The organism is Heliomicrobium gestii (genome assembly GCF_009877435.1).
GTDB lineage: Bacteria > Bacillota > Desulfitobacteriia > Heliobacteriales > Heliobacteriaceae > Heliomicrobium > Heliomicrobium gestii.
Genome location: NZ_WXEX01000009.1, coordinates 122,842 through 144,219, shown reverse-complemented (window position 1 = coordinate 144,219; position 21,378 = coordinate 122,842). Strand labels below are relative to the sequence as shown.

Sequence of the window (21,378 nt, the reverse complement as noted above, 5' to 3'; positions counted from 1 at the left end):
GCTTCACCTTCTTCGCACAATAAAGTAATCGTTAGTTTGAGGCCAGCGTCTCAAGGCTATCGGAAAGGGATGTAATGTCTTGGAGATTCGCGGTCACTTCTTCGATGGCAGCTGCTTGTTGTTGTGTTGCCGTTGTCGTAGCGTTTCCCATCTTGACCGTATGGGCGACAGTTTTTTTTATCTCCAATGTAAATTCCTTAATCCGATTGACTGTTTGCTTGGAATCATTCGACAGTTTGCGGATCTCTTGAGCGACGACACCGAAGCCGAGCCCTGCATCTCCCGCCTTGGCAGCTTCAATGGCGGCATTTAATCCCAGAAGCCGTGTTTCATCGGCTATTTCTTTGATAAAATCAATAACCTCGTCGATTTTTTCCGTCAAACTGCTCACCGATTGAATTTCCTCGTTCAGCTTTACTTGATTGTCGCTCACTTCTGAGGCGGAGGCAGTCATTTGCTCCATCGTCGCCGACATCTGGGTGATATTGTCGTTCAACATCCGCGCCATACCACCCAGTTTGTGTTGGTCATACCATGTCTTTGTCATATTGTTCGCCACCGTCCATAAGACGTTCGCGGCTGCTTCAATTCGTTCAACGGTCAGTGTTTTCACTTCTTTGACAGCTTCAACATAAGATTCTGACTTCACGCCGATTTCCTTGGCGATCCTCTCGTATTTGTCCAACTCCGGCGAATGGGAGAGAATCTGTCCACCCAAGATCGTGCCGATTTGTCTGCCTTCCAGCATGATAGGGACGGCAAAATCAATCAAACCGGCATGGCATTCGTAGATATAGGGCTTTCCCGTTCTCGCAGCCTCTTCTCCACCTTTGCGGTGCGATTCAGCGCATCGTTTATCTCCGACCTCCGTGGAATGGGTAAAATCCATACAAAAACGAGTATACCGGCTTGGCTCAGTGACCGGCTTTCCTTCCAAATCAACGGTAACGCTCGCCAATCCGATGCCAGTGGCAAAATCATCTTGAAACTTTTGCAAAAAATCAATGTCGATTACTTCGCTAATCTTTACCTTGCTTAAATCGTTGAAGTCTTCTGTTGAATGTTTTAATTCCTTCATGTCAACTTCCCCACCTTACAATAAATTACAGCATCACGACCTTACGTCTTTTACGTATCTTAGAGATAACCACTACGTCTCACCGCAAAAGAAACCGCGAAAATTTCTGCCTAAGTAAACGCATTTGTGAATGTTATGACAATATCATAAATTATCTATCAATGCTTTTCAACCAAAATCTACACTATCGATACCTCTTTTAAATGTTTGAATGCCCTGCCCTCATATTGAGAACAGGGCATATGGTTACGTAAAGTCTTCCCTACTCATACCGCAATGCATCGATCGGATTCAGACTCGCCGCCTTCCGGGCCGGGTACACGCCAAAGACGACACCGACGAGCATGGAGAAAAAGAAGGAAAAAAGCACCGGCGTGAGGGTTACTTTGGTCGTCAGGGCGGTGATACTGCCGATCAATTGGGAACCGCCGACGCCGATGAGGATGCCGATGATGCCGCCGGCGAGGCTGAGGACGATGGACTCGATGAGAAACTGGCGGAGGATGACGCCGCGGGTAGCGCCGATGGCTTTGCGGATGCCGATCTCACGGGTGCGTTCTGTCACTGACACGAGCATGATGTTCATGATGCCGATGCCGCCGACGATCAGGGAGATGGCGGCGATGCCGGCCAGCAGGGAGGTCATGATGCCGGTGATCCCCTGGGCGGTGTTGAGGATCTGCGCCTGAGAGGTGATGGAGAAATCGTTGTCCTCTTTGGCCGAGAGGTTGTGCTGGATGCGCAGGGTTGAGGTCACATCGGCCTGGGCCTGGTCGATGGCATCGGTCGATTGAGCGGACACATAGATGGTGTTGACCTTGGTCAGTCCGAAGAGACGGTTCATGGCCGTCGTCACGGGGACGAAGACCTTGTCGTCGTTGTTGGTCATACCGGCGCCGCCCTGGCTCGCCAGGACGCCGACGATGGTGAAGGGAATCTGCTTGATCTCGATTTTCTGGCCGATCACGTTGGCACTGTGATCTCCGAAAAGGTTTTCCACCACGTTCGCGCCGACGATGGCCACATTGGCCTGCCCCTGGGCTTCGTATTTGTTGAAAAATCGTCCCGCCTGGAGATCAATGGTGCGGACGCGGGGGTAGTCGGCGCTGGTTCCCTCTACCGAGGCGGCCATGTTCTGGTTGCGGTAGACCAGTTGCGCCTGTTTGGTCACGCTCGGGGCGACGGCGGACACGGTGCGGACCTTGGCGATGGCGTTGACATCCTCCGGCGTCAGGGTGTTCAAGGTGCCGGCGCCCATGCGAACGCCGCCCTGGGAGGCTTGGCCGGGAGTGACGATCAAGAGGTTGCTGCCAAGGCCCTGGATCTGATCAGTAATGCTGCTCGATGCGCCTTGACCAATGGCGACGAGGGTGATCACAGCAGAAACGCCGATGATGATCCCCAGCGCTGTCAAGAAAGAGCGCATTTTGTTGACCTTGACACTGCGAAAAGCCAGGCGAAGCGTCTCGCTGATATTCACGCTAGGCCACCTCCCCGCCGCTGGCCAATCGCCGTTGGACGACAGGGCTGTCTTCAATGATCTGTCCGTCAAGGAACCGAACAACCCGCTTGGCATGTTCAGCCACTTCCACCTCGTGGGTGACGACGATGATCGTTTTGCCGGCGTCATTCAGTTGCTGAAAGATGCTCAGGATCTCGGTGGTTGTCTTGGAATCCAAGGCGCCCGTCGGCTCGTCGGCCAACAGGATGACCGGGTCGTTGGCGAGGGCGCGGGCGATGGAGACCCGCTGTTGCTGACCGCCCGAGAGTTCGTTCGGTTTGTTGTGAATCCGGTTGGCGAGGCCAACCGCTTCCAACGCAGCCAGCGCCCGCCGGCGCCGCTCTTTGGCGTTGACGCCGGCGTAGAGCATGGGCAGTTCCACATTCTCCACGGCTTCCGTACGGGCCAGCAGGTTGAAGCTCTGGAAGATAAAGCCGATCTTGTGGTTGCGGATGTGGGCCAACTCGTCGTCAGAGGCCTTGGAGACCGCTTGACCGTCCAGGTAGTATTCCCCTTGTGACGGCTTGTCCAGGCAGCCGATGACATTCATCATCGTCGATTTGCCTGAGCCGGAGGGGCCCATGATGGCGACAAACTCACCCTCATGGATCTCCAGGCTGACACCGCGCAATGCCCGGATCTCCTGGTCGCCGATCCGGTAGTGTTTTTCAATGTCCTGGAGTGAGATGACCGGGTTCATGGTTACTTCCCTCCCCCGGTTTTGACGGCGCCAGCGCCGGCCTTCGGCGCGCCGAAGTTAAAGGGGCTGGTCGATGCTTTTTTCTCGGTCGATGCGATGGAGAGGGTGTAACGCTCACCTTCGCTGAGGCCGGAGACGATCTCAACACGGTCGGTGGAAAAGAGGCCCGTGACGACAGGACGGAAGACCGGCGCCGCGCTTTTCGCTGTGCGGGCGTTTGTGGCGCCGGCGGCGTTTCCCGACGGCGCAGTTTGAGCCGCCTGCTCCGGTTGGGCCGTTCCTTCGCTCTTCGTCCCTTGCGCGCCTGCAACACTGTCGGGTGCGACATAGACGCCGGTGACGCCGTTTTGCTCTTTCAGCGCCTGGGCAGGAACGAAGATGACATTCTGGCGGGTTCCCGTCGTGATGGTGGCGCTGGTAGTCATGCCCGGTTTGAGGAGACCTTCCCGGTTGTCTACAGTGAGTTGCACATTGTAGCTGGTGACGCCATTGGTAGTGGTGGCTTCCGGATAGACCATAAGCACATTGCCGGTAAAGGTTTTCTCCGGGTAGGTCGACACGGTAAAGGTTGCCGCCTGCCCCCCCTGGATTTTCCCCACATCGCTCTGGCTGATCTGCGCCATCACCTGCAGGTTGTCGCCGTTGGCGTCGTTGAGAACGACGAGGGGCGATGCAGCGGCGGGAAGTTCACCGACGTTGCCGTTCACCTGGGCGACGATGGCGTCGATGGGCGCCGTCAGTTTCAAGTTATTCAGCGCCACTTGTTGCTGGCGAAGGGACGCCACCGCTTGGGCAACGGTCGCCTGGGCGGCGGTGATCGCCGCGCTGTCCGGCGGCGCCAGGGTCTGATTCATCTGGGCCACAGTCGCATGGTAGGCGGCTTCCGCTTGATCCAGGCTGTTTTTTACCTGATCCAGTTGAGCCTTGGCCTGATTGCGGTTTTCATAGTTTTGTTGCCCATATGTCAACGCCTGTTTGGCTGCATTGTGGCTGGCCTGGGCCTGATCGGCCGTTGCCTGAGCCTGGTTGACAGCCGCCTCCATCTGGGCGAGGACATTCTTGTCTGGTCCGGCTTGCAGATCAGCCAATTGCTTTTGCGCGTTAGCGAGGCTGACTTTGGACTGGTTGTAGGAGGATTGGGCCTGGTTGTAGGCCGACTCGGCCTGATGAATGGCAGCGGTGTTGGTGGTCGGCAAGCCGTCAGGCCCGACGGGGCCTGGCATCCCGTAGGCGTCATTCAACTGGTTGCGCGCGTTGTCCAGTTGTTCCTCGGCGATGGATTGCTGCCGTTCCGCCACATCGACGGCGATGCGGGCGGCGTTCAATGTGGCGTCAGTCGGACCGGCCTGGGCGGCGGTCAGCTTGGCTTTGGCGGAGTCCAGCCCGGCCTGGGCGTTCCGCAGTTGAATCGCCGTCGTATCGACTTGGTTTTGGGCGTTGACGACGGCCTGCTGGGCGGCGCTGCGGTCATTGTAGAGCACCTGTTGGTTTTCATAGGCCTGTATGGCGCCGTCCCAGGCGGCTTTCGCCTTGTCCACATTGGCTTGTTGAACCGCGATCGCCTCTGCAGTGGCGCCATGGCGGGTCTGCTGGAGCTTCGCCTGGGCGGAAGACACGTTCGCCTCGGCGCTGGCCATCTGGGCGCGGGCGTTCGCGTCGTCCAGGGTGGCGACAACCTGTCCGGCCTCGACACGGTCGCCCACCTTGACGGACACAGAGGTGAGGCGACCGCCTCCGGAAGTGAAGCTCAGTTTGATCTGCTGGGGCGTCTGAATCGTTCCGGAGGCGGACACGGTTTCGGTTACGTCACCCCGCTCAACGGCGCTGTACTGAACGGCTTGCGCATTTTCCCGCGCAGCGGATTCGCGGGCATAGTAACCGTATCCGGCTCCGGTGAGAACGATCACGGCCAAAGCGGCAGCGATCGCCTTTTGCCTCGGCTTCGACATCACGACATTGCTCCTTACTGTACTTGCGATTTCCTGTGATATATTGTAAGACCTATCGACACAATGCAATTGTACTATTCGGTGCAATCAACGACCAGCGATGTCTTTGCGGAAAAATATCTAGCTTCCACCATCGCTGTAAGGAGTTGGTCAGGCCGAAGTTCATTGCCATTCTCCGGTGATGCTAGTGAAAAATCGTCTTTTATACAAAATACATGGGCTTTGTCAACACCTCTTCTCAGAAAAACGTTGAGAGACGAAGAGAATCATCGCTAGCGGGCAAGAAGAACACCTTCGTCAGCGGGAAATCGGTCCAGAAGCCTCCCTTCCCTCGTCGCCTCCTTCCTTGCGCTGTACTGGCGATGGAAACAGTCTGAAAAATCGTATACAATAGGGATTAAAATGAACCAAAAACAATACATTGATAGCACACTGGTCATTTTCACTGTTGTTTCTTTCAATGGGCGTTGACAACGAACTGTTTCGTATCATCTTTCGTTTCGGCATCACCCGTCGTTGTCCGTCTTCCCCACAGAAAAAAGGAGAGGAAAAAACTACTTGGGTAAGCAAGCGGTTGCCTTGCTAAAACAGGCCAACTACACGGCGCTTCAAAGCGCCCTCGGAAACTACCTACTCGCTGTACTCAAATGGGCCGCCTTTGTGGCGACCGGTTCCCCGGCCATGCAGGCCGAAGCGGTCCACAGCTTCAATGACGGTTCCGCCCAGGCGGCTGTCTTCACGGGATCCGTCTTCGCCGCCCGCAAACCGACATCCACCTTCCCGAACGGCTTTGGCCGGCTGTCCAACCTGATCGTTCTCTTTGTCGCCCTCTTCATGGCCTACAACGCCTTTCGCACGGTTCAGACCTCCTATGGCGCCATGCTGAACCCGCACCCTGTCTCCGGGTACTGGTGGAACATGGCTGTCCTCTTGGCATCGTTGTGTGTGGACGGCTTCGTCCTCTACCAGGCCATGAGAGACATCGGCCGTGAGGCCGAGTCCGATGCGCGGGGCCTCGCCCTGATCCGCCTGTCCTTCTCCAAATACCATCTGGCTTCGCCGGAAACGCGTCTCGTCTTCTTTGAAGACCTACTGGCCACAGCCGCCATCGTCATCGCCAGTTCCGGCATCACAGCCTCACATCTGGGCATCGCTCCTTGGGGCGATGGTTTGGCCGGCGCCGCCATCGGCGTGTTGCTCTTCGGGATCGCCTTGAAGGTCGCTTGGGACAATGCCAAGGGCCTCATCGGGTACACCGCCCCGGAAGAGGTGGTCGATGAGATCGGCGATGCCATCATGGAGGTGGATGGTGTCGAAGACCTGTACGAACTCGATGTCGTCCAGGAGGGTTCATTCCTCGATGTGGACGGCACGATCGAACTGCCGGAAGACATGTCTGTCGCCGAAGCGGAAGACGTAAAATACGAGATCCAGCGCCGCCTGAAGAAGATTTACCCCAACATCCACAACTTGACCTTGAGTGTTCACGAAGACGACGCCCTGAGCCGCTGGGGCTCCCGTGAGTATGGGCGATTGCGTCGCAAAGTCAATCCCGTTCCGGCAAAGGCCGGTGACGAAAGCGATATGCACAATGTGCAACCCCTCCCCAAAGGCGCCCGGAGCAGCAGAACCACCGGCGCGAAGGTGACTCGCGTCGCGAGAGCCCTTGGCGTGAAAGCTTCTCCAACCACTGGCGCCAAGGTTGCCCCGACGTCCGCCAACGCTTCTGCCGCAGCCATCTGTGACAACCAAGGCGACAATGCGGCTGCCAGTTAACATCGCTTCCCCCACTCGTTCTTCCCGCTTACGCGGGAGGAGCGTTTTTTTTTTGCCAATCATGCTTTTTTGCCATGACAAAAAAGACGTGATTGGATGACCTTTCCTGCCTTAAAGGATTTCACCGGAACATAGTCTGTCTTACACCAAGCGGGCGTAGTTTTTCTTAAGATGGGTTTATCGAGGGCGGCTGGAGCGGGGAGGCGTCGGGATGGCTTGGCTCTTCGGCATCTTTGAAAAAACAGGCATTCTATTGATCCGGAGGAAAACGCTGTTCCTCCTGGCAATCATCGTCGCCGGACTGGTCGCAACCGCTGTATATACCTACCTGCAACCTCGCAACCTTCCGCCGGGGCCATCACCGGAAAACCGACCGCTCGCAGGAAAAAAGATACTCATCGATGTGGGCCACGGCGGGATCGACAGTGGAACGAACACCAAGGAAGGCTTTCTGGAAAAGACGGTCAATCTGGAGATGGCAACGATTCTGAAACCGCGCCTGGAACAGCTGGGCGCCACAGTCCTGCTCAGCCGTGAGAGTGATGTGGACCTTAGCGGCCTGGCGCCCGATCACCCGCAGCGCTACCGAACCGACCTGTCCAACCGGGTCCGCTGGGTCAACGATAACCAGGCGGATCTGCTGCTGAGCCTGCATATCAACTCAGCCCGCGATCCCCAGATGCGCGGCGCCATTCTCCTCTATCATCCCAAAACGCCCTTTACAGACCGCTCAAAAGAGCTGGCCTATACCCTGCAAAAGGAACTGAACGGATTTTACGCCCACTATGCCCAACGAGGCGAGAGCTACCTCCACCAGCCCTATGGCGGCGATTTTTTTGTCCTCGAATATGTCAAAGTGCCATCGGTCATCATCGAGATGGGCTTTATCACGAATTACCAGGATCGATCACTCTTCCTGAAAGCAGACTTTCGCAACGCCCTCGCCCAAAAAATCACCGATGGGGTCGTTCAATTCGTCAAGCAGGAACCCGTGAAAAAGACTTTTTTGGAATGGTTATGGCCCGGCCAGGGACACCAAGACGGCAATTCGGACGAAAGGGCGGACATGGTCACCGCGCCCGGCCCGCAGAGGGATGACAGGCAGAACTCCAGTTCTTCCACAGGAACGGAGAAATCAGTGTCGTCACGGAAAGGGAAGCTGGCGATCATCATCGATGACCTGGGGAATTATGCCGGCGGTGTGGAAGAGATCCTGTCCATCAATCGCCCCCTCACCGTCGCCATCATGCCTTTTTTCAAGGACTCGCAACAACTGGCGACGCGCGCCTGCCACCTCGGTTTTGAAGTGATGGTCCACATGCCCATGCAATCGGAGCACGTGCCCGCCGCCTGGTATGGCCCCCGCTATGTGACAACCCGCATGGATCGGCAGCAGATCGCCTCCCTGCTCGACGACGCCCGCGACGTGATGCCCTTCGCCGCCGGTGTCAACAATCATATGGGCATAGTCATCAGCCGGGATGAACCGTCGGCGCTGATAACGCTGGAGGAGGTCAAAAAGCGGCAATGGTACTTCGTCGACAGTGTCACTGTCCCTGATTCTGTCTTTCCACGGCTGGCGAAAGAGATCGGCGCGCCGCTCATCCGCCGCGATGTCTTTCTCGACCATGACAGCAATGACATCGAGTACATCAAGGGCCAACTGCAGAAAGCCGGTCAGATCGCCCTCAAGCAAGGCCATGCCGTCGCCATCGGCCATGTGGGCGGTCGAGGAAAAACGACGGCCCGCGCCATCCGGGAGATGATCGGGCCGTTGGAAAAGTTGGGTGTCGATTTTGTCTTTGCTTCCGATCTGGTGCGCGACGCTGTCATGGCATCAGGAACTGTTCTTCCGGAAATGCCCACCAACGACTGATCCGGCTCATTTGACAGCATGGCACACATAACTGCGGCGAAAGCAACAAAATGTAATGATCGTTGAAGGAATCGACACGGGATGGCAGGAAAACGACGGCCTAGTCACGAATCAATGCTATGAAAATGGGAAATGCAGGCAAGAAGGAGGATAAGGCTTTGTTTGCCACTGTCAGTGACTTCCTCATGAACTGGCGATCTGAAGCGGAATCGACACAGCGGATCCTGGACGCCCTGACCGACGAATCGCTTCAACAGGCCGTCACCGCGCAGGACCGCACCCTCGGTCGCCTGGCCTGGCATATCGTCACCACCATTCCGGAAATGTTGGAACGAACCGGCCTCTCTCTGGAAGTAACCGTCGATGAGTCTACCGTTCCCGCTACGGCGCGACAGATCGCGGACAGCTACCGGGCGGCCGCAAAGGCGCTTGCCGACGCCGTCGAAAGCCAGTGGTCTGACGCCACGCTCCTGGAGGAAAACGAAATGTATTCCGGCGAACGGTGGACAAACGGTTTTACCCTGGGCGTGCTCCTTCGCCACCAGACCCACCACCGCGGCCAGATGACGGTGCTGATGCGCCAGGCCGGGCTTTCTGTTCCAGGTGTCTACGGTCCTTCCCGCGAAGAATGGAGCAGTTTTGGTATGGAAGCGCCCAGCGTCTGATCCGCTTTCGCTGGCGCGTCGTCCACTGGACCTTCGCCGATTTCCGCTATGGGAGACCAACAGTAAGTTTTTAATCGGTAAAATTCACAACCACATTTCTTACCCCACTCCGCCGAACCCTGGCGGAGTTTTTTTTACATGATTTTGCGGAGGCAGCGCATTCTAGGAATGACGTTTTCCGTCACGAAAAATCCGCCGGAATGTCGATTCTTGTGATTCCGTCAGGAAAACAGATGATGCCACCAAGTGAAAGGAGAACTCCGGAAATGGAAATTCTCAGACGGTCAAACATGGCTTTCCTCTGGCTGCTCGTCCGCCTCTGGGTTGGCTATGAATGGCTGACTTCCGGTCTAGAAAAAGTGACAAGTCCCGCCTGGACGGGAGAGAATGCAGGCGCAGCCGTAACCGGTTTTTTGAACGGCGCTCTCGCAAAAGCCGGTGAAGGAGCCCACCCGGAAGTCCATGGATGGTACGCCGACTTTATTCGCGCTGTGGCCTTGCCCAACGCGAAGTTGTTTTCTTACCTGGTGTCCTACGGCGAGTTGCTGGTCGGTCTCGCGCTGATCGCCGGGCTTTTCACCTACTTTGCCGCTCTGGCAGGCGCCATTATGAACCTGGCCTATCTCTGGGCCGGCACATCGAGCACAAACCCAGAGATGCTGGCGCTAGAACTCCTCCTGCTTACCGCCGGGCCTGTCGTCTGGGCCATCGGCCTGGACCGCTTCCTCATGCCGTTCCTCCGAAAACGGATCTCTCCGGGGTAATGACTCTTACACCCCTCTTCTCGCCCATCACTTGGATCGGACCCGGGTGTATCTCAACAAGACCGGGTCCGTCCACAATTCGAAGGCGCCATATACATACCTTACAATGATAAATAATCAATAGTGGTAGAAGGAACAAGCGCTATATTGTCGAAATACCGTTTGAAATAGTCTTTTTATGCGCCGGTATCTGCCGGTTTGCTGATTCTAAGGAGCGTGATCGAGTGATCATCACAGAAAAAAAAGCCATAGAAATCACTGAATTCATTTACCGCCAGACCGACTTCCACTCCATCGTCTGCGACACGACAGGACGCATCATCGCCGATTCCCGTCATGTACGTATGGGAAACATCCATGCAGGCTCCCAGAAAATCATGACCAGCGACATCGATTCCATTGTGATGACGGAAGAAGACGAGATCAAATCGGGCGGCGCGGTGAAGATGGGCATCAATCTTGCCGTGAAGGTGGATGGTGTAAAAATCGGCACCTTCGGCATCGCCGGCAAGTTGGAGTTGGTGACGCCTGTCGCCAAAGTGGCCTCCGGGCTGTTGGTCAAAATGCTCCATGATGATGCGATGAAATCAACGCTGCAATCGGTCATCAATGAGATCACCGAATCGTTGGAGCGGGCCATGGCAGCGATCGAGCAGATGACCGCCTCTTCCCAGGAACTGGCCGCCAACAGCCAGGCACTGGCCAATGTGACCGTCGAAACGCTGGAACATGTCAAGGCGACGACCAACATCATCGGCTTCATCCAGCGCGTCGCCAATCAGACCAAACTGCTCGGCCTCAACGCCTCCATTGAAGCGGCCCGCGCCGGCGAGCAGGGCCGCGGATTTGCCGTTGTAGCCAATGAGGTCTCCAAGCTCGCCGAGGAAAGCGGCGGTTCGGCCCGCGAGATCAGCACCCTCCTGACTCAGTTCAAAGGCAACATTGAGAAAGTCTCGGTCGGGGTCATGCAAAACAGTTCTGTTGCCGACGAACAGGCCCGCGCCACCCAGGACATTGCCAGCATGGTCGAGGTGCTGAATGAGGCCGGGAGAAAGCTGGCCCAGTTGGCGGAACGGTTATGACGCCAAAAAGCCTCCGCGAAGCATGCGGAGGCTTTCTTACACAAAAAAGCCGGCAATCATGCCGGCTTTTTTGCGTGGATATCCTTTTTCCCGTCCTTACATCGGTTTTGACGGCTCCGAGATCTCGCCAAGGGCATCGCCCGCTTCGTTGCGGTAGATGTTGGTCACAGCCAAGTCACCGAGCGAGACGATGCCGACAAGGCGTCCATTTTCCATGATGGGCAACCGCCGGATCTGCTTGTCTGACATCAAATCGGCGGCGGCATGAACATCCATGTCGGGCGTGCCGGTGATCGGATCGCTCGTCATGGCCCTTTGTGTGGTCGTGCCGCGGGGATCCATTCCCTTGGCGACGACACGCAGGACGATGTCCCGGTCAGTGATGATGCCGACACACCTTTGACCTTCTACGACGGGGACAGCGCCCACGTTCAGCTTGCTCATGATGCGGGCGGCCTCAATGACGGTCTCGTCAGGCCGAACGGCCGATATGCTGCGGGTCATGATCTCGCGCAGAGGACGCAACCTGCCATCCCTCCTTCGATTCGTTTCGAAGTGTAGGATGGCTCTTTTCCGGCCCTTTCATCCCTGCCACGAGCCGGGCTCTTTACGGGCGATGTGATGGCTACAGTCGTTCCAGGGCGCGGCGTCCAATATCTTTGCGGTACTGGGCGCCGTCGAAGTGGATCCGTTGCACCTGTTGGTAGGCCAGGTCGATGGCTTCCCGGATGGTCGGCCCCATCGCCGTCACGCCGAGGACGCGCCCGCCGGCGGTGACGATGTGATTCTCCTTCGACGCCGTTCCGGCATGGAAGACCTCGACACTGGGGAGCGCATCACCGAGCCCGGCGATGGCTTTGCCTTTTTCAATGTCACCGGGGTAGCCGCCGGCGGCCATGACGACACAGACGGTGGCGTCGCTGCGCCAGTCAACGCTTTGCTGGCTCAGGCGCTTTTCCAGGATGGATTCGATCACATCGACCAGGTCGGTCTGCATGCGCATGAGCACCGGTTGGGTCTCGGGATCGCCGAACCGAGCGTTGTATTCGAGCACCTTCGGCCCTTGGGCGGTGATCATCAAGCCAGCGTAGAGGACGCCACAGTAGGGGCGACCTTCCGCTTTCATGGCCTGGACGGTGGGCAACAGGACGGTCTTCTCGACCTCACGGGCCAGTTCCTCCGTGTAGACCGGCGCCGGTGAGTAGGCGCCCATGCCGCCTGTATTCGGTCCCTGATCACCGTCAAAGATGCGCTTATGGTCCTGGGCCGACACCATGGGGATCACATGATCGCCATCGGTGAAGGCGAGGATGCTCACTTCCTCGCCTTCCAGGTATTCCTCGATGACGACACGGCGGCCGGCGTCGCCGAAGGCGTTGCCCTCCAACATGGATCGGACGGCGTCCTTCGCCTCCTCCACATCAGCGGCGACGATGACGCCCTTGCCGGCAGCCAGACCGTCAGCTTTGACGACACAGGGACAACCGGCGCCAGACGGGCCGTTGGCAGCCAGTTCGTCGATGAATCTCAGCGCCGGTTCGATCTCGGTAAAGACGCCATAGGCGGCCGTCGGAATGGCGTACTTTTGCATGAGATCCTTAGCAAAGGCTTTGGAGCCCTCGATCTCGGCCGCTTTTTTCGAGGGGCCGAAGATGGCCATGTCATGGTCGTTGAAGACATCGACGATCCCGGCGGACAGGGGCGCTTCCGGTCCCACAACGGTCAGGTCGATGCGCTTCTCCCAGGCGAACGTGAGCAGCGCGGTGACATCGTCGGCTTTGATGTCAACGCAGTGAGCGATTTGAGCGATGCCGGCGTTGCCGGGAGCGCAGTAAACCTCAGCGACGCGGGGGCTCTGTTTCAGTTTCCAGACGAGGGCGTGCTCCCGGCCGCCGCCGCCGACGACAAGGACTTTCAATCCGCTGGCTTTCATCGGTTTCACCTTCCTACCCCCTTAGTGTTTGAAGTGGCGCATTCCGGTGAAGACCATGGCGACGCCGAGACGGTTGCAGGCTTCGATCGATTCGGCGTCACGGACCGAACCGCCCGGCTGGATGACGGCGCGGATCCCGAACTGGGCCGCCGTGTCCACCGTGTCTTTAAAGGGCAGAAAGGCATCGGAAGCGAGGACAGCGCCTTCGGCGGCAGAGCCTTCCCCGCCAAGGGCTTGGGAAGCTTTGGCCTGTTCCAGCGCGATCTGAGCGGAGCCGACGCGGTTCATCTGTCCGGCGCCGATGCCGACGGCTACGCCGTCTTTGGCGATGACGATGGCGTTGGACTTGACATGCTTGACCACTTTCCAGGCAAAGAGCAGGTCGGCCTGTTCCCCTGCTTCAGGCGCCCGTTCGGTGACGATTTGGAGTTGTTCGGCCGTGACAACGCCCAGATCGGCCTCCTGAACAAGGTATCCGCCGCGGATCTTTTTCACATCCGCCGTGGCTGGCGCGCTGGCGAGGGGGCCCACTTCCATGATGCGCAGGCCTTTTTTCTGCTGGAGAATCGCCAACGCCGCTTCATCAAAGGAGGGTGCGATGATCGCTTCCATGAAGGTTTTGACGACCTCGGCGGCCGTATCGGCATCGACAGCGCCGTTGAAGGCGATGATGCCGCCATAGGCGGAGACGGGATCAACGGCAAAGGCTTTTCCATAGGCTTCTTTTAATGTGGCCGCGACGGCGACGCCGCAAGGGTTGTTGTGCTTGATGATGGCGGCGGCGGGACGGTCGAATTCACGAACCAGTTCCAGGGCGGCGTTCAGGTCGAGAAGGTTGTTGAAGGACAGTTCCTTGCCCCAGAGTTGCTTCGCCGTTCCGGCGCCGGCGCCTTGATAGCCCCTTTCGCGGTAGAAGGCGGCCTTCTGGTGGGGGTTCTCGCCGTAGCGCAGGTCCTGCACTTTTTCCACCTTGCCGGGGGCGAAGATGCCGGCGAAGGGATCGCCTTCTCCAGCAGCCAGGTAGGCGGCGATGGCGGCGTCATACTCGGCGGTGTGGGCGAAGGCCTCCTGCGCCAACGCGCGGCGGGTGGCATCGGAAACAGCGCCCTTTTCTTGCAGTTCTGCCAGCACGACGGCGTAACGGGCCGGGTTGACAACGATGGCCACAGATTCGTGGTTTTTCGCTGAAGCCCGAACCATGGCCGGTCCGCCGATATCGATGTTTTCGACGGCCTCTTCCCGGGTCACGCCCGGTTTGGCGATGGTCTCGCGGAAGGGATAGAGGTTAACGGCGACCACGTCGATGGGCACGATGGCGTGGGTTTCCAACTGGGCCAGGTGTTCCGGCGTCCGACGAGCCAGGATGCCGCCGTGAACCTTGGGATGGAGCGTTTTAACGCGGCCGTCAAGGATCTCGGGAAAGCCGGTAATCTCGGTGACATAGGTGACAGGAACGCCGGCGGCCTTGATTGTCTTGTATGTACCGCCGGTGGAGACGATTTCAAAGCCGAGCTCCGCCAAGCCCCGGGCGAATTCCACGACGCCGGTCTTGTCAGAGACGCTGATGAGGGCACGACGATTCATGGTGTACCTCCCTTGTTTCGGTTCCGTGCTCACTGGATGAGGACGCGCCGGCCCTCGATCCGCAAGCGGCCTTCAGCCATCAGTTGCAAGGCCTCGGGCAGGATGCGATGCTCTTCCTTTAGAATACGGGCGGCCAGGGTGTCCTCGTTGTCGTCTTGCTGGACGGGGACAACCGCTTGGAGGATGATCGGACCCGAGTCGAGCCCTTCGTCGACAAAGTGAACGGTGCAGCCGGAGAAGCGCACGCCATAGTCGATGGCCTGGCGATGAACGTGCAGGCCGGGAAAGGCCGGCAACAGGGCCGGATGGATGTTGATGATCCGTTGGGGAAAGGCCTCGAGCAGTTCTGACGTGATCAGCCGCAGGTAGCCGGCCAGCAGCAGGGCGTCGGCGCCAACGCCTTTCAGCAGTTCCGCCGCCTTGCGGTCATAATCGGTCCGCTGGGGGTATTCGGAGGGCGGCAGGTGGATGGCCGGGATCCCCCGCGTCGCCGCCCGTTCCAGCGCCAGGGCATCCTGGCGGTTGGAGATGACCATGACCACCTGGGCGTCAAGGCGTCCGGCGTCGATGGCGTCGAGGACGGCTTGCAGGTTGGACCCGCGGCCTGAGGCGAGGACGCCGAGCTTCAGCGTCATTCGCTCTTCCCCCGTTCCCACTCCATGACACCGCTGTAGACAACCTCAGGCGCCGCGTCAGCGCCTTGAGCGTTCGCTTCGATCACACCGATACGATAGCAGGTTTCCCCCAACGCCGCCAGGATATCTGCCGCCTGGTCGGCCTCTTCCGGGGAAAGGACGAGAATAAAGCCGACGCCGCAGTTGAAGGTGCGCAGCATCTCGGCACCGGCCACATGGCCCTTCGCCTGAAGGGCGGTGAAGACGGGCGGCACGGGCCAGCTTCCCAGTTCGATGGCCGCCTGGGTTCCTGCCGGCAGGACGCGGGGGATGTTTTCCGTCAGGCCGCCGCCGGTGATGTGGGCCATGCCTTTGACCGCCACTTTCTCCAACAGGGCGAGGACAGGCTTGACATAGATGCGCGTCGGCGTCAGCAGTTCCTCGCCGACGGTTTTTCCCAGTTCGGGCAGGAAGGTGTCGACGCTATGGCCGGCGTGGTCGAAAAAGACCTTGCGGGCCAGTGAGTAACCGTTGCTGTGCAGGCCCGATGAGGGAATGGCCAGCATCACGTCGCCGGGGCAGATGGCAGAGCCGTCGATCAGCTTCTTGCGATCGGCGACGCCGACGCAAAAGCCGGCCACATCATAATCCTCTTCGGCGTAAAAGCCGGGCATCTCAGCCGTCTCGCCGCCGATAAGGGCGCAGCCGGCCTGGCGGCAGCCCTCGGCGACGCCGGAGACGATGGCTGCCACCTTTTCGGGGACCAGTTTGCCGACGGCCAGGTAGTCGAGGAAGAAGAGCGGTTCAGCGCCCTGAACGAGGATGTCGTTGGCGCACATGGCCACACAGTCGATGCCGATCGTGTCATGACGATCGAGCATCATGGCCACGCGCAGTTTGGTGCCGACACCGTCGGTGCCAGAGACGAGAACCGGCTCTTCATACTTGCGGGCGTTGAGGGCGAAAAGGCCGCCAAAACCGCCGATATCGGTGAGCACTTCCGGCCGAAAGGTGCTTCGGACTTGGCCCTTCATCAGTTCGACGGCCCGGTTGCCGGCGGTGATGTCGACGCCCGCCTGGGCGTAGGTCAGGCCTGCCTGTTTTTGTTGCTCCGTCATAGGTACCTCCTAGCAGCCGCAGCCTTCCATGGCGTACTTGTCCAAACCGATGGGGATTTCGATGGGATAACTGCCGCAGAAACAGGCCATGCAATAGTTGTCTTCGGCGATGTCGGGGTTCTGTTCCGTCATGGCCCGCAAGAGTCCCTCATGGGAGAGGTAATGGAGGCTTTCAGCGCCGATCATCTGGCGGATCTCTTCGAGCGTCTTGGTCGCCGCCACCAGTTCCTTCCGCACCGATGTGTCGATGCCGTAGTAGCAGGGGTGGGTGATCGGCGGCGACGAGACGAGCATGTGCACCTCTTTCGCCCCGGCGGCGCGCAGCATCTGGACGATCTTGCCGCTGGTGGTGCCGCGGACGATGGAGTCGTCGATCATGATGACCCGCTTGCCTTCCACCGCCTTGGCGACGGCGTTCAGCTTGAGGCGCACCGATTGGGCCCGGATCTCCTGGGTGGGTTGGATAAAGGTGCGGCCTACATAACGGTTCTTCATCAAGCCCTGGTCAAAGGGGATGCCCGATTCCAGGGAGTAGCCCATGGCGGCGGCTGTGCCCGAGTCAGGAACACCGATGACGATGTCGGCGTCGATCTTGCACTCCCGGGCCAGTTGGCGACCCATGGCCCGGCGGGCTTGGTTGACGCTGATGCCATCGATGACCGAGTCCGGGCGGGCGAAGTAGATGTATTCAAAGATACAGGCGGCCCGGCGCGGCTTGGTCAGCGCCTTCAGGGAGACCAGGCCGTTTTCGTCGATGGAGATGATCTCGCCCGGTTCGACGTCGCGGAGGAAGGTGGCGCCCAGGGTGTCGAGGGCGCAGGACTCGGAGGCGACCACATAGGCGTCACCGAGCCGGCCGATGCAGAGGGGGCGAACGCCATGGGGGTCGCGGACGGCCAGGAGCCGCTTCTCCGTCATCACCAGCAGCGAGTAGGAGCCTTTGATGTCGATCATCGTCTTGATCAAGGCTTCTTCCAGGGACGATTGGCCGTAACGGGCCAGCAGGTTGACGACCACCTCGGTGTCGGTCGTGGTCTGGAAGATGGCGCCGGTGACGGCCAGGTTGTGGCGCATCTCCGCCGCGTTGGTCAAGTTGCCGTTGTGGGCCACCGCCATCATGCCCTTGCTGTACCGGAAGATCAGCGGCTGGGCGTTGGCGAGCAGACTCGAACCGGTCGTCGAATAGCGCACATGACCGACAGCAACATTGCCCTGCATTTCTTTCAGCTTGCGCTCATCAAAGGCTTCCGTGACTAAGCCCATGCCTTTGTGGAAAACGATCTCCCGATCGTCGCCTACGGCGATGCCGGCGCTCTCCTGCCCGCGATGCTGCAGGGCGAAGAGGCCGAAGTAGGCCAGCCGGGCCACGTCTTTGCCGGGCCCGTAGATTCCGAGAACGCCACACTCTTCCTCCATCTTGTCCCACGGAAGCGTGTGGGGGCATTCGTATGACATGATAGGCCTCCCGCCGGTGGTTTTAGTTTGATAAGGGTTCGATCTCACAGGTGAAGGCTTCCAATACCTCGTTCAACAACCGCTGGCGGCAGAATTCCTCCGCCTGTCGCCGCGCCGCTTCCATATCGTCTGTATCGACGAGAAACTCCACATAGCGACCGGTCCGGAGACCGGCGGGCACGACCGGGATGGCCGGCGCTGCCGGAAGACCGGAGCCGTTTCGCGTGAATAAGGGGCTCGATGCGGCTCGAGGGTTCGACCCTTCGCCGCCCTTCCGGAGGCGCTGTTCGAGCGCCTCCCGCTGGGGATCGCGAAAGCCGGTTTTCACAGTGATGATGACCTTTGCTTTAACCATGGGTTACCCCTTCAGTTTGCTCTCCAGGCGACGGAGGATCTCCTGGTAGGCCTCTTCCAGACCGCCCAAGTCGCGGCGGAAGCGGTCCTTGTCCAGCTTTTCTTTCGTGCGGCTGTCCCAGAAGCGGCACGTGTCCGGCGAGATCTCATCGCCCAGGAGCACCTCGCCGTTATGGAGGCCAAACTCGAGTTTGAAGTCGACAAGGTCAATGTTCAAACCGGCAAGGAATTCCTTGAGGATGTCGTTAACCTTGAGGGCGATGGCTTTGACGGCATCCATCTGCGCCGGTGTGGCCCATTCCATGGCGGCGATATGATACTCGTTGATCATGGGGTCGCCGAGGGCGTCGTCCTTGTAGTAAAACTCGAGGACCGGTTTGGCCAGCGGCGTTCCTTCAGGCTGACCGACCCGCTTGGCCAGAGAACCGGCGACGGTGTTGCGGGCGACCACTTCTACGGGGATGATCTGCAGGGACTTGACGAGCATCTCCCGGTCGTTGATCAACTCGACAAAGTGGGACGGAACGCCTTGTTGGGCCAGGTACTGAAAGAAGAGGGCCGAAATGCGGTTGTTGAGGACGCCCTTGTTTTCGATCTCCGCTTTCTTTTCGCCGTTAAAGGCGGTCGCCGAGTCCTTGTACTCGATCCAGTAGATATCGGGGTTTTCGGTCCGGAAGACCTTTTTCGCTTTTCCCTCGTAGATCTGTTCCAGTTTGCTTACGGCTGGCATGGATGGACTCCCCTTTCTACGCTCCTACGGCATCTATGTCACTTGTCGTTCCCGTCTTTTTGTCGTTTTCGTTTTTGTTGAAACCGGTTGGCAGCTTACAGGCCGACCCGTTTAAAGAGGGTGTCTACGTGCTTGATGTGGTAGTCGTAATCGAAGAGACCTTCCACTTCGGCAGGGCTCAGTTTTTCCATGATCTCGCTGTCTTCGAGGACCAGTTCCTTGAAGGGCCGCTTGATTTCCCAGGCCTTGAGGGCGTTGCGCTGGACCCAGTGGTAGGCCGTCTCGCGCAGGGCTCCCTTGTCGACGAGGGCGAGCATCACCCGCTGGCTGTTGACAAGGCCGAGGGTTTTTTCCAGATTCTCTTGCATCGTTTCGGGGTAGACGTTCAGGTTGGCGACGATGTCGATCATCTTGGCCAGCATGTAGTCGAGGAGGATCGTCGAATCGGGAACGATGACCCGTTCCACCGAGGAGTGGGTGATGTCGCGCTCATGCCAGAGGGCGACGTTTTCCATGGCGGCTAGGGCATTGCCGCGCAGCACCCGGGCCAGGCCGGCGACACGCTCCGAGGTGATCGGGTTTTTCTTGTGGGGCATGGCGGAGGAACCTTTTTGGCCCTTGGAGAAGGCCTCTTCCACCTCATGGATGTCGGTGCGCTGCAGGTTCCGCAGTTCTGTAGCGAACTTGTCCAGCGACGAACCGATGACCGCCAGGGTGGTCATGTACTCGGCATGGCGGTCCCGCTGGATGACCTGGGTGGAGATGGGGGCGGGACGAAGGCCCAGCTTGCGGCAGGCGTATTCCTCCACGAAGGGATCGATCTGGGCGAAGGTGCCCACAGCGCCGGAGATGGCGCCGACGCTGATCGTCTCGATGGCGTGGTTCATGCGCTTGATGCAGCGGTTGACTTCGTCGTACCAGAGGGCGAGTTTGAGGCCAAAAGTGACGGGCTCAGCGTGGATGCCGTGGGTGCGGCCGACCATGACGGTGTATTTGTGTTCCTTGGCCCGCTCGCCGATGACTTCACGCAGTTTTTTCAGCTTTTGGAGGATGATCTCCCCAGCCTCGCGCATCTGCAAGGACAAGGAGGTGTCCAACACGTCGGAAGAGGTCATGCCCATGTGGATGTATTTCGATTCCTCACCGACATATTCGGCGACACAGGTGAGGAAGGCCAGCACGTCGTGTTTGGTCACTTCTTCGATCTCCAGGATGCGCTGGACATTGAAGTCAGCCTTGTCGCGGATGGCTTCGAAAGCCTCCTGGGGAATCTTGCCCAGAACAGCCAGGGCTTCGCAGGCAGCTACTTCCACATCGAGCCATTTGCGAAAGCGGTTTTCGTCGGCCCAGATGGCCCCCATGTCTTTGAGTGTGTAACGTTCGATCATCCCTATACCCCTCCCTGATTTCTGCGCCGTCCCTCATCGGGTGAGGACGGTTCGTGCGTGAATGTCGCTGAGTTTTTTGCAAAAAGCAAAGCCCGGGCAGATAGATTCCCGCCTTGCCAATGCAAGGAACCTATCCGCCTGGGCTTTTCTCCCTCCGGTGTAAAAAGGGTGAACATCGTCACGTTAACCCCTTTTTGCAGCGCTCGGTCCAGACCGTTGACGCGGAACCCTGAGCTGCACTTCCCTCAAGTTTTGAATAAGAATTGATTAGACCCAACTTCTATTATACCCTAAAAAACCGGTCTCGGCTCCCCCAAATTTGCATCTTTCTTTTCAACCTGGCGGACCATTTTCTCCTTGTAGGCTTTGAACTTCTCCCGCAATTGGGGATGCTTGCCGCCGAGGATCTGGATGGCCAGCAAACCGGCGTTTTTCGCGCCGTCGACAGCCACCGTCGCTACAGGGACGCCGGGCGGCATCTGGGCGATGGCGAGCAGGCTGTCCCAGCCGCGGAGCGCGCCCGATTGCAGGGGAACGCCGATGACAGGCAGGACGGTGAAGGCGGCGATGACGCCGGGCAGGTGGGCCGCCATGCCGGCGCCGGCGATGAGCACTTCGATGCCGCGCTCCTCGGCGGTTTGGGCGTAGCGGGCGGCGCGGTCGGGCGTGCGGTGGGCGGAGGCGACGATCATCTCGGACTTGACGCCGAATTCTTCCAGGGCTTCGACGGCGTCTTTCATGACCTTCAGGTCGGAGTCGCTGCCCATGATGATGCCGACAAGGGGTTTGTCGTTAAGCTGGCTCATTGGTA

At 58.7% G+C, this 21,378-nt stretch carries 19 protein-coding genes; 5 read left to right on the top strand and 14 right to left on the bottom strand.

Features of this window, described 5'->3' with window-relative positions; genetic code table 11:
- Positions 1-31 precede the first annotated feature (31 nt).
- From GTO89_RS11770 to GTO89_RS11755, 4 genes are all read right to left on the bottom strand, one after another.
- A complete protein-coding gene (locus tag GTO89_RS11770) occupies positions 32-1,078 on the bottom strand; it encodes a PocR ligand-binding domain-containing protein (RefSeq protein WP_161262288.1) in 1,047 nt (348 codons plus the stop codon).
- Positions 1,079-1,340: 262 nt separating this feature from the next.
- Positions 1,341-2,558: an ABC transporter permease gene (locus GTO89_RS11765; RefSeq protein ID WP_161262287.1), complete on the bottom strand. Its 1,218-nt coding sequence runs from the start codon at positions 2,556-2,558 to the stop codon at positions 1,341-1,343.
- Between the two features lies 1 nt (position 2,559).
- Complete coding sequence (locus GTO89_RS11760; RefSeq protein WP_161262286.1) at positions 2,560-3,279, bottom strand: ABC transporter ATP-binding protein; 720 nt, start codon at positions 3,277-3,279, stop codon at positions 2,560-2,562.
- A gap of 2 nt (positions 3,280-3,281) precedes the next feature.
- A complete protein-coding gene (locus tag GTO89_RS11755) occupies positions 3,282-5,228 on the bottom strand; it encodes an HlyD family efflux transporter periplasmic adaptor subunit (RefSeq protein ID WP_161262285.1) in 1,947 nt (648 codons plus the stop codon).
- 558 nt (positions 5,229-5,786) lie between these two features.
- On the opposite strand from GTO89_RS11755, the gene GTO89_RS11750 reads away from it, so the two are divergent.
- The 5 genes from GTO89_RS11750 (at position 5,787) to GTO89_RS11730 (ending at position 11,391) form a co-directional block, all read left to right on the top strand.
- The gene (locus GTO89_RS11750; RefSeq protein ID WP_161262284.1) at positions 5,787-7,004 is read left to right on the top strand and encodes a cation diffusion facilitator family transporter; all 1,218 of its coding nucleotides are present in this window, start codon (positions 5,787-5,789) and stop codon (positions 7,002-7,004) included.
- A 211-nt stretch (positions 7,005-7,215) separates the two neighbouring features.
- Complete coding sequence (locus GTO89_RS11745; protein WP_161262283.1) at positions 7,216-8,880, top strand: divergent polysaccharide deacetylase family protein; 1,665 nt, start codon at positions 7,216-7,218, stop codon at positions 8,878-8,880.
- Positions 8,881-9,038: 158 nt separating this feature from the next.
- A complete protein-coding gene (locus tag GTO89_RS11740) occupies positions 9,039-9,545 on the top strand; it encodes a DinB family protein (protein WP_161262282.1) in 507 nt (168 codons plus the stop codon).
- Positions 9,546-9,811: 266 nt separating this feature from the next.
- Positions 9,812-10,309, top strand: a complete 498-nt coding sequence (locus GTO89_RS11735; RefSeq protein WP_161262281.1) for a DoxX family protein — start codon at positions 9,812-9,814, stop codon at positions 10,307-10,309.
- Positions 10,310-10,533: 224 nt separating this feature from the next.
- Positions 10,534-11,391, top strand: a complete 858-nt coding sequence (locus GTO89_RS11730) for a methyl-accepting chemotaxis protein (protein ID WP_161262280.1) — start codon at positions 10,534-10,536, stop codon at positions 11,389-11,391.
- 96 nt (positions 11,392-11,487) lie between these two features.
- Here the strand turns inward: GTO89_RS11730 and GTO89_RS11725 are convergent, their stop codons facing one another.
- From GTO89_RS11725 to purE, 10 genes are all read right to left on the bottom strand, one after another.
- Positions 11,488-11,916 carry a CBS domain-containing protein gene (locus GTO89_RS11725; RefSeq protein WP_235920423.1) on the bottom strand — a complete coding sequence of 143 codons (429 nt, stop codon included), beginning with the start codon at positions 11,914-11,916 and terminating at the stop codon, positions 11,488-11,490.
- A 100-nt stretch (positions 11,917-12,016) separates the two neighbouring features.
- Positions 12,017-13,309, bottom strand: coding sequence for a phosphoribosylamine--glycine ligase (gene purD / locus GTO89_RS11720; protein ID WP_161262301.1), 1,293 nt, complete (start codon positions 13,307-13,309; stop codon positions 12,017-12,019).
- A 36-nt stretch (positions 13,310-13,345) separates the two neighbouring features.
- Positions 13,346-14,908, bottom strand: a complete 1,563-nt coding sequence (gene purH, locus GTO89_RS11715) for a bifunctional phosphoribosylaminoimidazolecarboxamide formyltransferase/IMP cyclohydrolase (protein ID WP_161262279.1) — start codon at positions 14,906-14,908, stop codon at positions 13,346-13,348.
- A 29-nt stretch (positions 14,909-14,937) separates the two neighbouring features.
- Positions 14,938-15,543 (bottom strand): phosphoribosylglycinamide formyltransferase, encoded by a 606-nt coding sequence (purN, locus tag GTO89_RS11710; protein ID WP_161262278.1) that lies wholly within the window; start codon positions 15,541-15,543, stop codon positions 14,938-14,940.
- Positions 15,540-16,640 carry a phosphoribosylformylglycinamidine cyclo-ligase gene (purM, locus tag GTO89_RS11705; protein ID WP_161262277.1) on the bottom strand — a complete coding sequence of 367 codons (1,101 nt, stop codon included), beginning with the start codon at positions 16,638-16,640 and terminating at the stop codon, positions 15,540-15,542. The genes purN and purM overlap by 4 nt, the downstream gene beginning before the upstream one ends.
- 9 nt (positions 16,641-16,649) lie before the next feature.
- Positions 16,650-18,095: an amidophosphoribosyltransferase gene (purF, locus tag GTO89_RS11700; RefSeq protein ID WP_161262276.1), complete on the bottom strand. Its 1,446-nt coding sequence runs from the start codon at positions 18,093-18,095 to the stop codon at positions 16,650-16,652.
- A gap of 22 nt (positions 18,096-18,117) precedes the next feature.
- On the bottom strand, positions 18,118-18,450 hold the full coding sequence (locus tag GTO89_RS11695) for a phosphoribosylformylglycinamidine synthase subunit PurS (RefSeq protein WP_161262275.1): 333 nt from the start codon (positions 18,448-18,450) through the stop codon (positions 18,118-18,120).
- Between the two features lie 3 nt (positions 18,451-18,453).
- A complete protein-coding gene (gene purC / locus GTO89_RS11690) occupies positions 18,454-19,179 on the bottom strand; it encodes a phosphoribosylaminoimidazolesuccinocarboxamide synthase (RefSeq protein WP_161262274.1) in 726 nt (241 codons plus the stop codon).
- A gap of 95 nt (positions 19,180-19,274) precedes the next feature.
- Positions 19,275-20,567: an adenylosuccinate lyase gene (gene purB / locus GTO89_RS11685; RefSeq protein WP_161262273.1), complete on the bottom strand. Its 1,293-nt coding sequence runs from the start codon at positions 20,565-20,567 to the stop codon at positions 19,275-19,277.
- Positions 20,568-20,857: 290 nt separating this feature from the next.
- The gene (purE, locus tag GTO89_RS11680) at positions 20,858-21,373 is read right to left on the bottom strand and encodes a 5-(carboxyamino)imidazole ribonucleotide mutase (RefSeq protein ID WP_161262272.1); all 516 of its coding nucleotides are present in this window, start codon (positions 21,371-21,373) and stop codon (positions 20,858-20,860) included.
- Positions 21,374-21,378: the final 5 nt, after the last annotated feature.

What these genes read in the sequence shown, in the direction of transcription:
- GTO89_RS11735 (WP_161262281.1), top strand. Translation starts at nt 9,812, where the DNA reads ATGGAAATTCTCAGACGGTCAAACATGGCTTTCCTCTGGCTGCTCGTC.
- GTO89_RS11745 (WP_161262283.1), top strand. Translation starts at nt 7,216, where the DNA reads ATGGCTTGGCTCTTCGGCATCTTTGAAAAAACAGGCATTCTATTGATC.
- purC (WP_161262274.1), bottom strand. Translation starts at nt 19,179, where the DNA reads ATGCCAGCCGTAAGCAAACTGGAACAGATCTACGAGGGAAAAGCGAAA.
- GTO89_RS11755 (WP_161262285.1), bottom strand. Translation starts at nt 5,228, where the DNA reads ATGTCGAAGCCGAGGCAAAAGGCGATCGCTGCCGCTTTGGCCGTGATC.
- GTO89_RS11770 (WP_161262288.1), bottom strand. Translation starts at nt 1,078, where the DNA reads ATGAAGGAATTAAAACATTCAACAGAAGACTTCAACGATTTAAGCAAG.
- purB (WP_161262273.1), bottom strand. Translation starts at nt 20,567, where the DNA reads ATGATCGAACGTTACACACTCAAAGACATGGGGGCCATCTGGGCCGAC.
- purF (WP_161262276.1), bottom strand. Translation starts at nt 18,095, where the DNA reads ATGTCATACGAATGCCCCCACACGCTTCCGTGGGACAAGATGGAGGAA.
- purN (WP_161262278.1), bottom strand. Translation starts at nt 15,543, where the DNA reads ATGACGCTGAAGCTCGGCGTCCTCGCCTCAGGCCGCGGGTCCAACCTG.
- purH (WP_161262279.1), bottom strand. Translation starts at nt 14,908, where the DNA reads ATGAATCGTCGTGCCCTCATCAGCGTCTCTGACAAGACCGGCGTCGTG.
- GTO89_RS11760 (WP_161262286.1), bottom strand. Translation starts at nt 3,279, where the DNA reads ATGAACCCGGTCATCTCACTCCAGGACATTGAAAAACACTACCGGATC.
- purE (WP_161262272.1), bottom strand. Translation starts at nt 21,373, where the DNA reads ATGAGCCAGCTTAACGACAAACCCCTTGTCGGCATCATCATGGGCAGC.
- GTO89_RS11695 (WP_161262275.1), bottom strand. Translation starts at nt 18,450, where the DNA reads ATGGTTAAAGCAAAGGTCATCATCACTGTGAAAACCGGCTTTCGCGAT.
- purM (WP_161262277.1), bottom strand. Translation starts at nt 16,640, where the DNA reads ATGACGGAGCAACAAAAACAGGCAGGCCTGACCTACGCCCAGGCGGGC.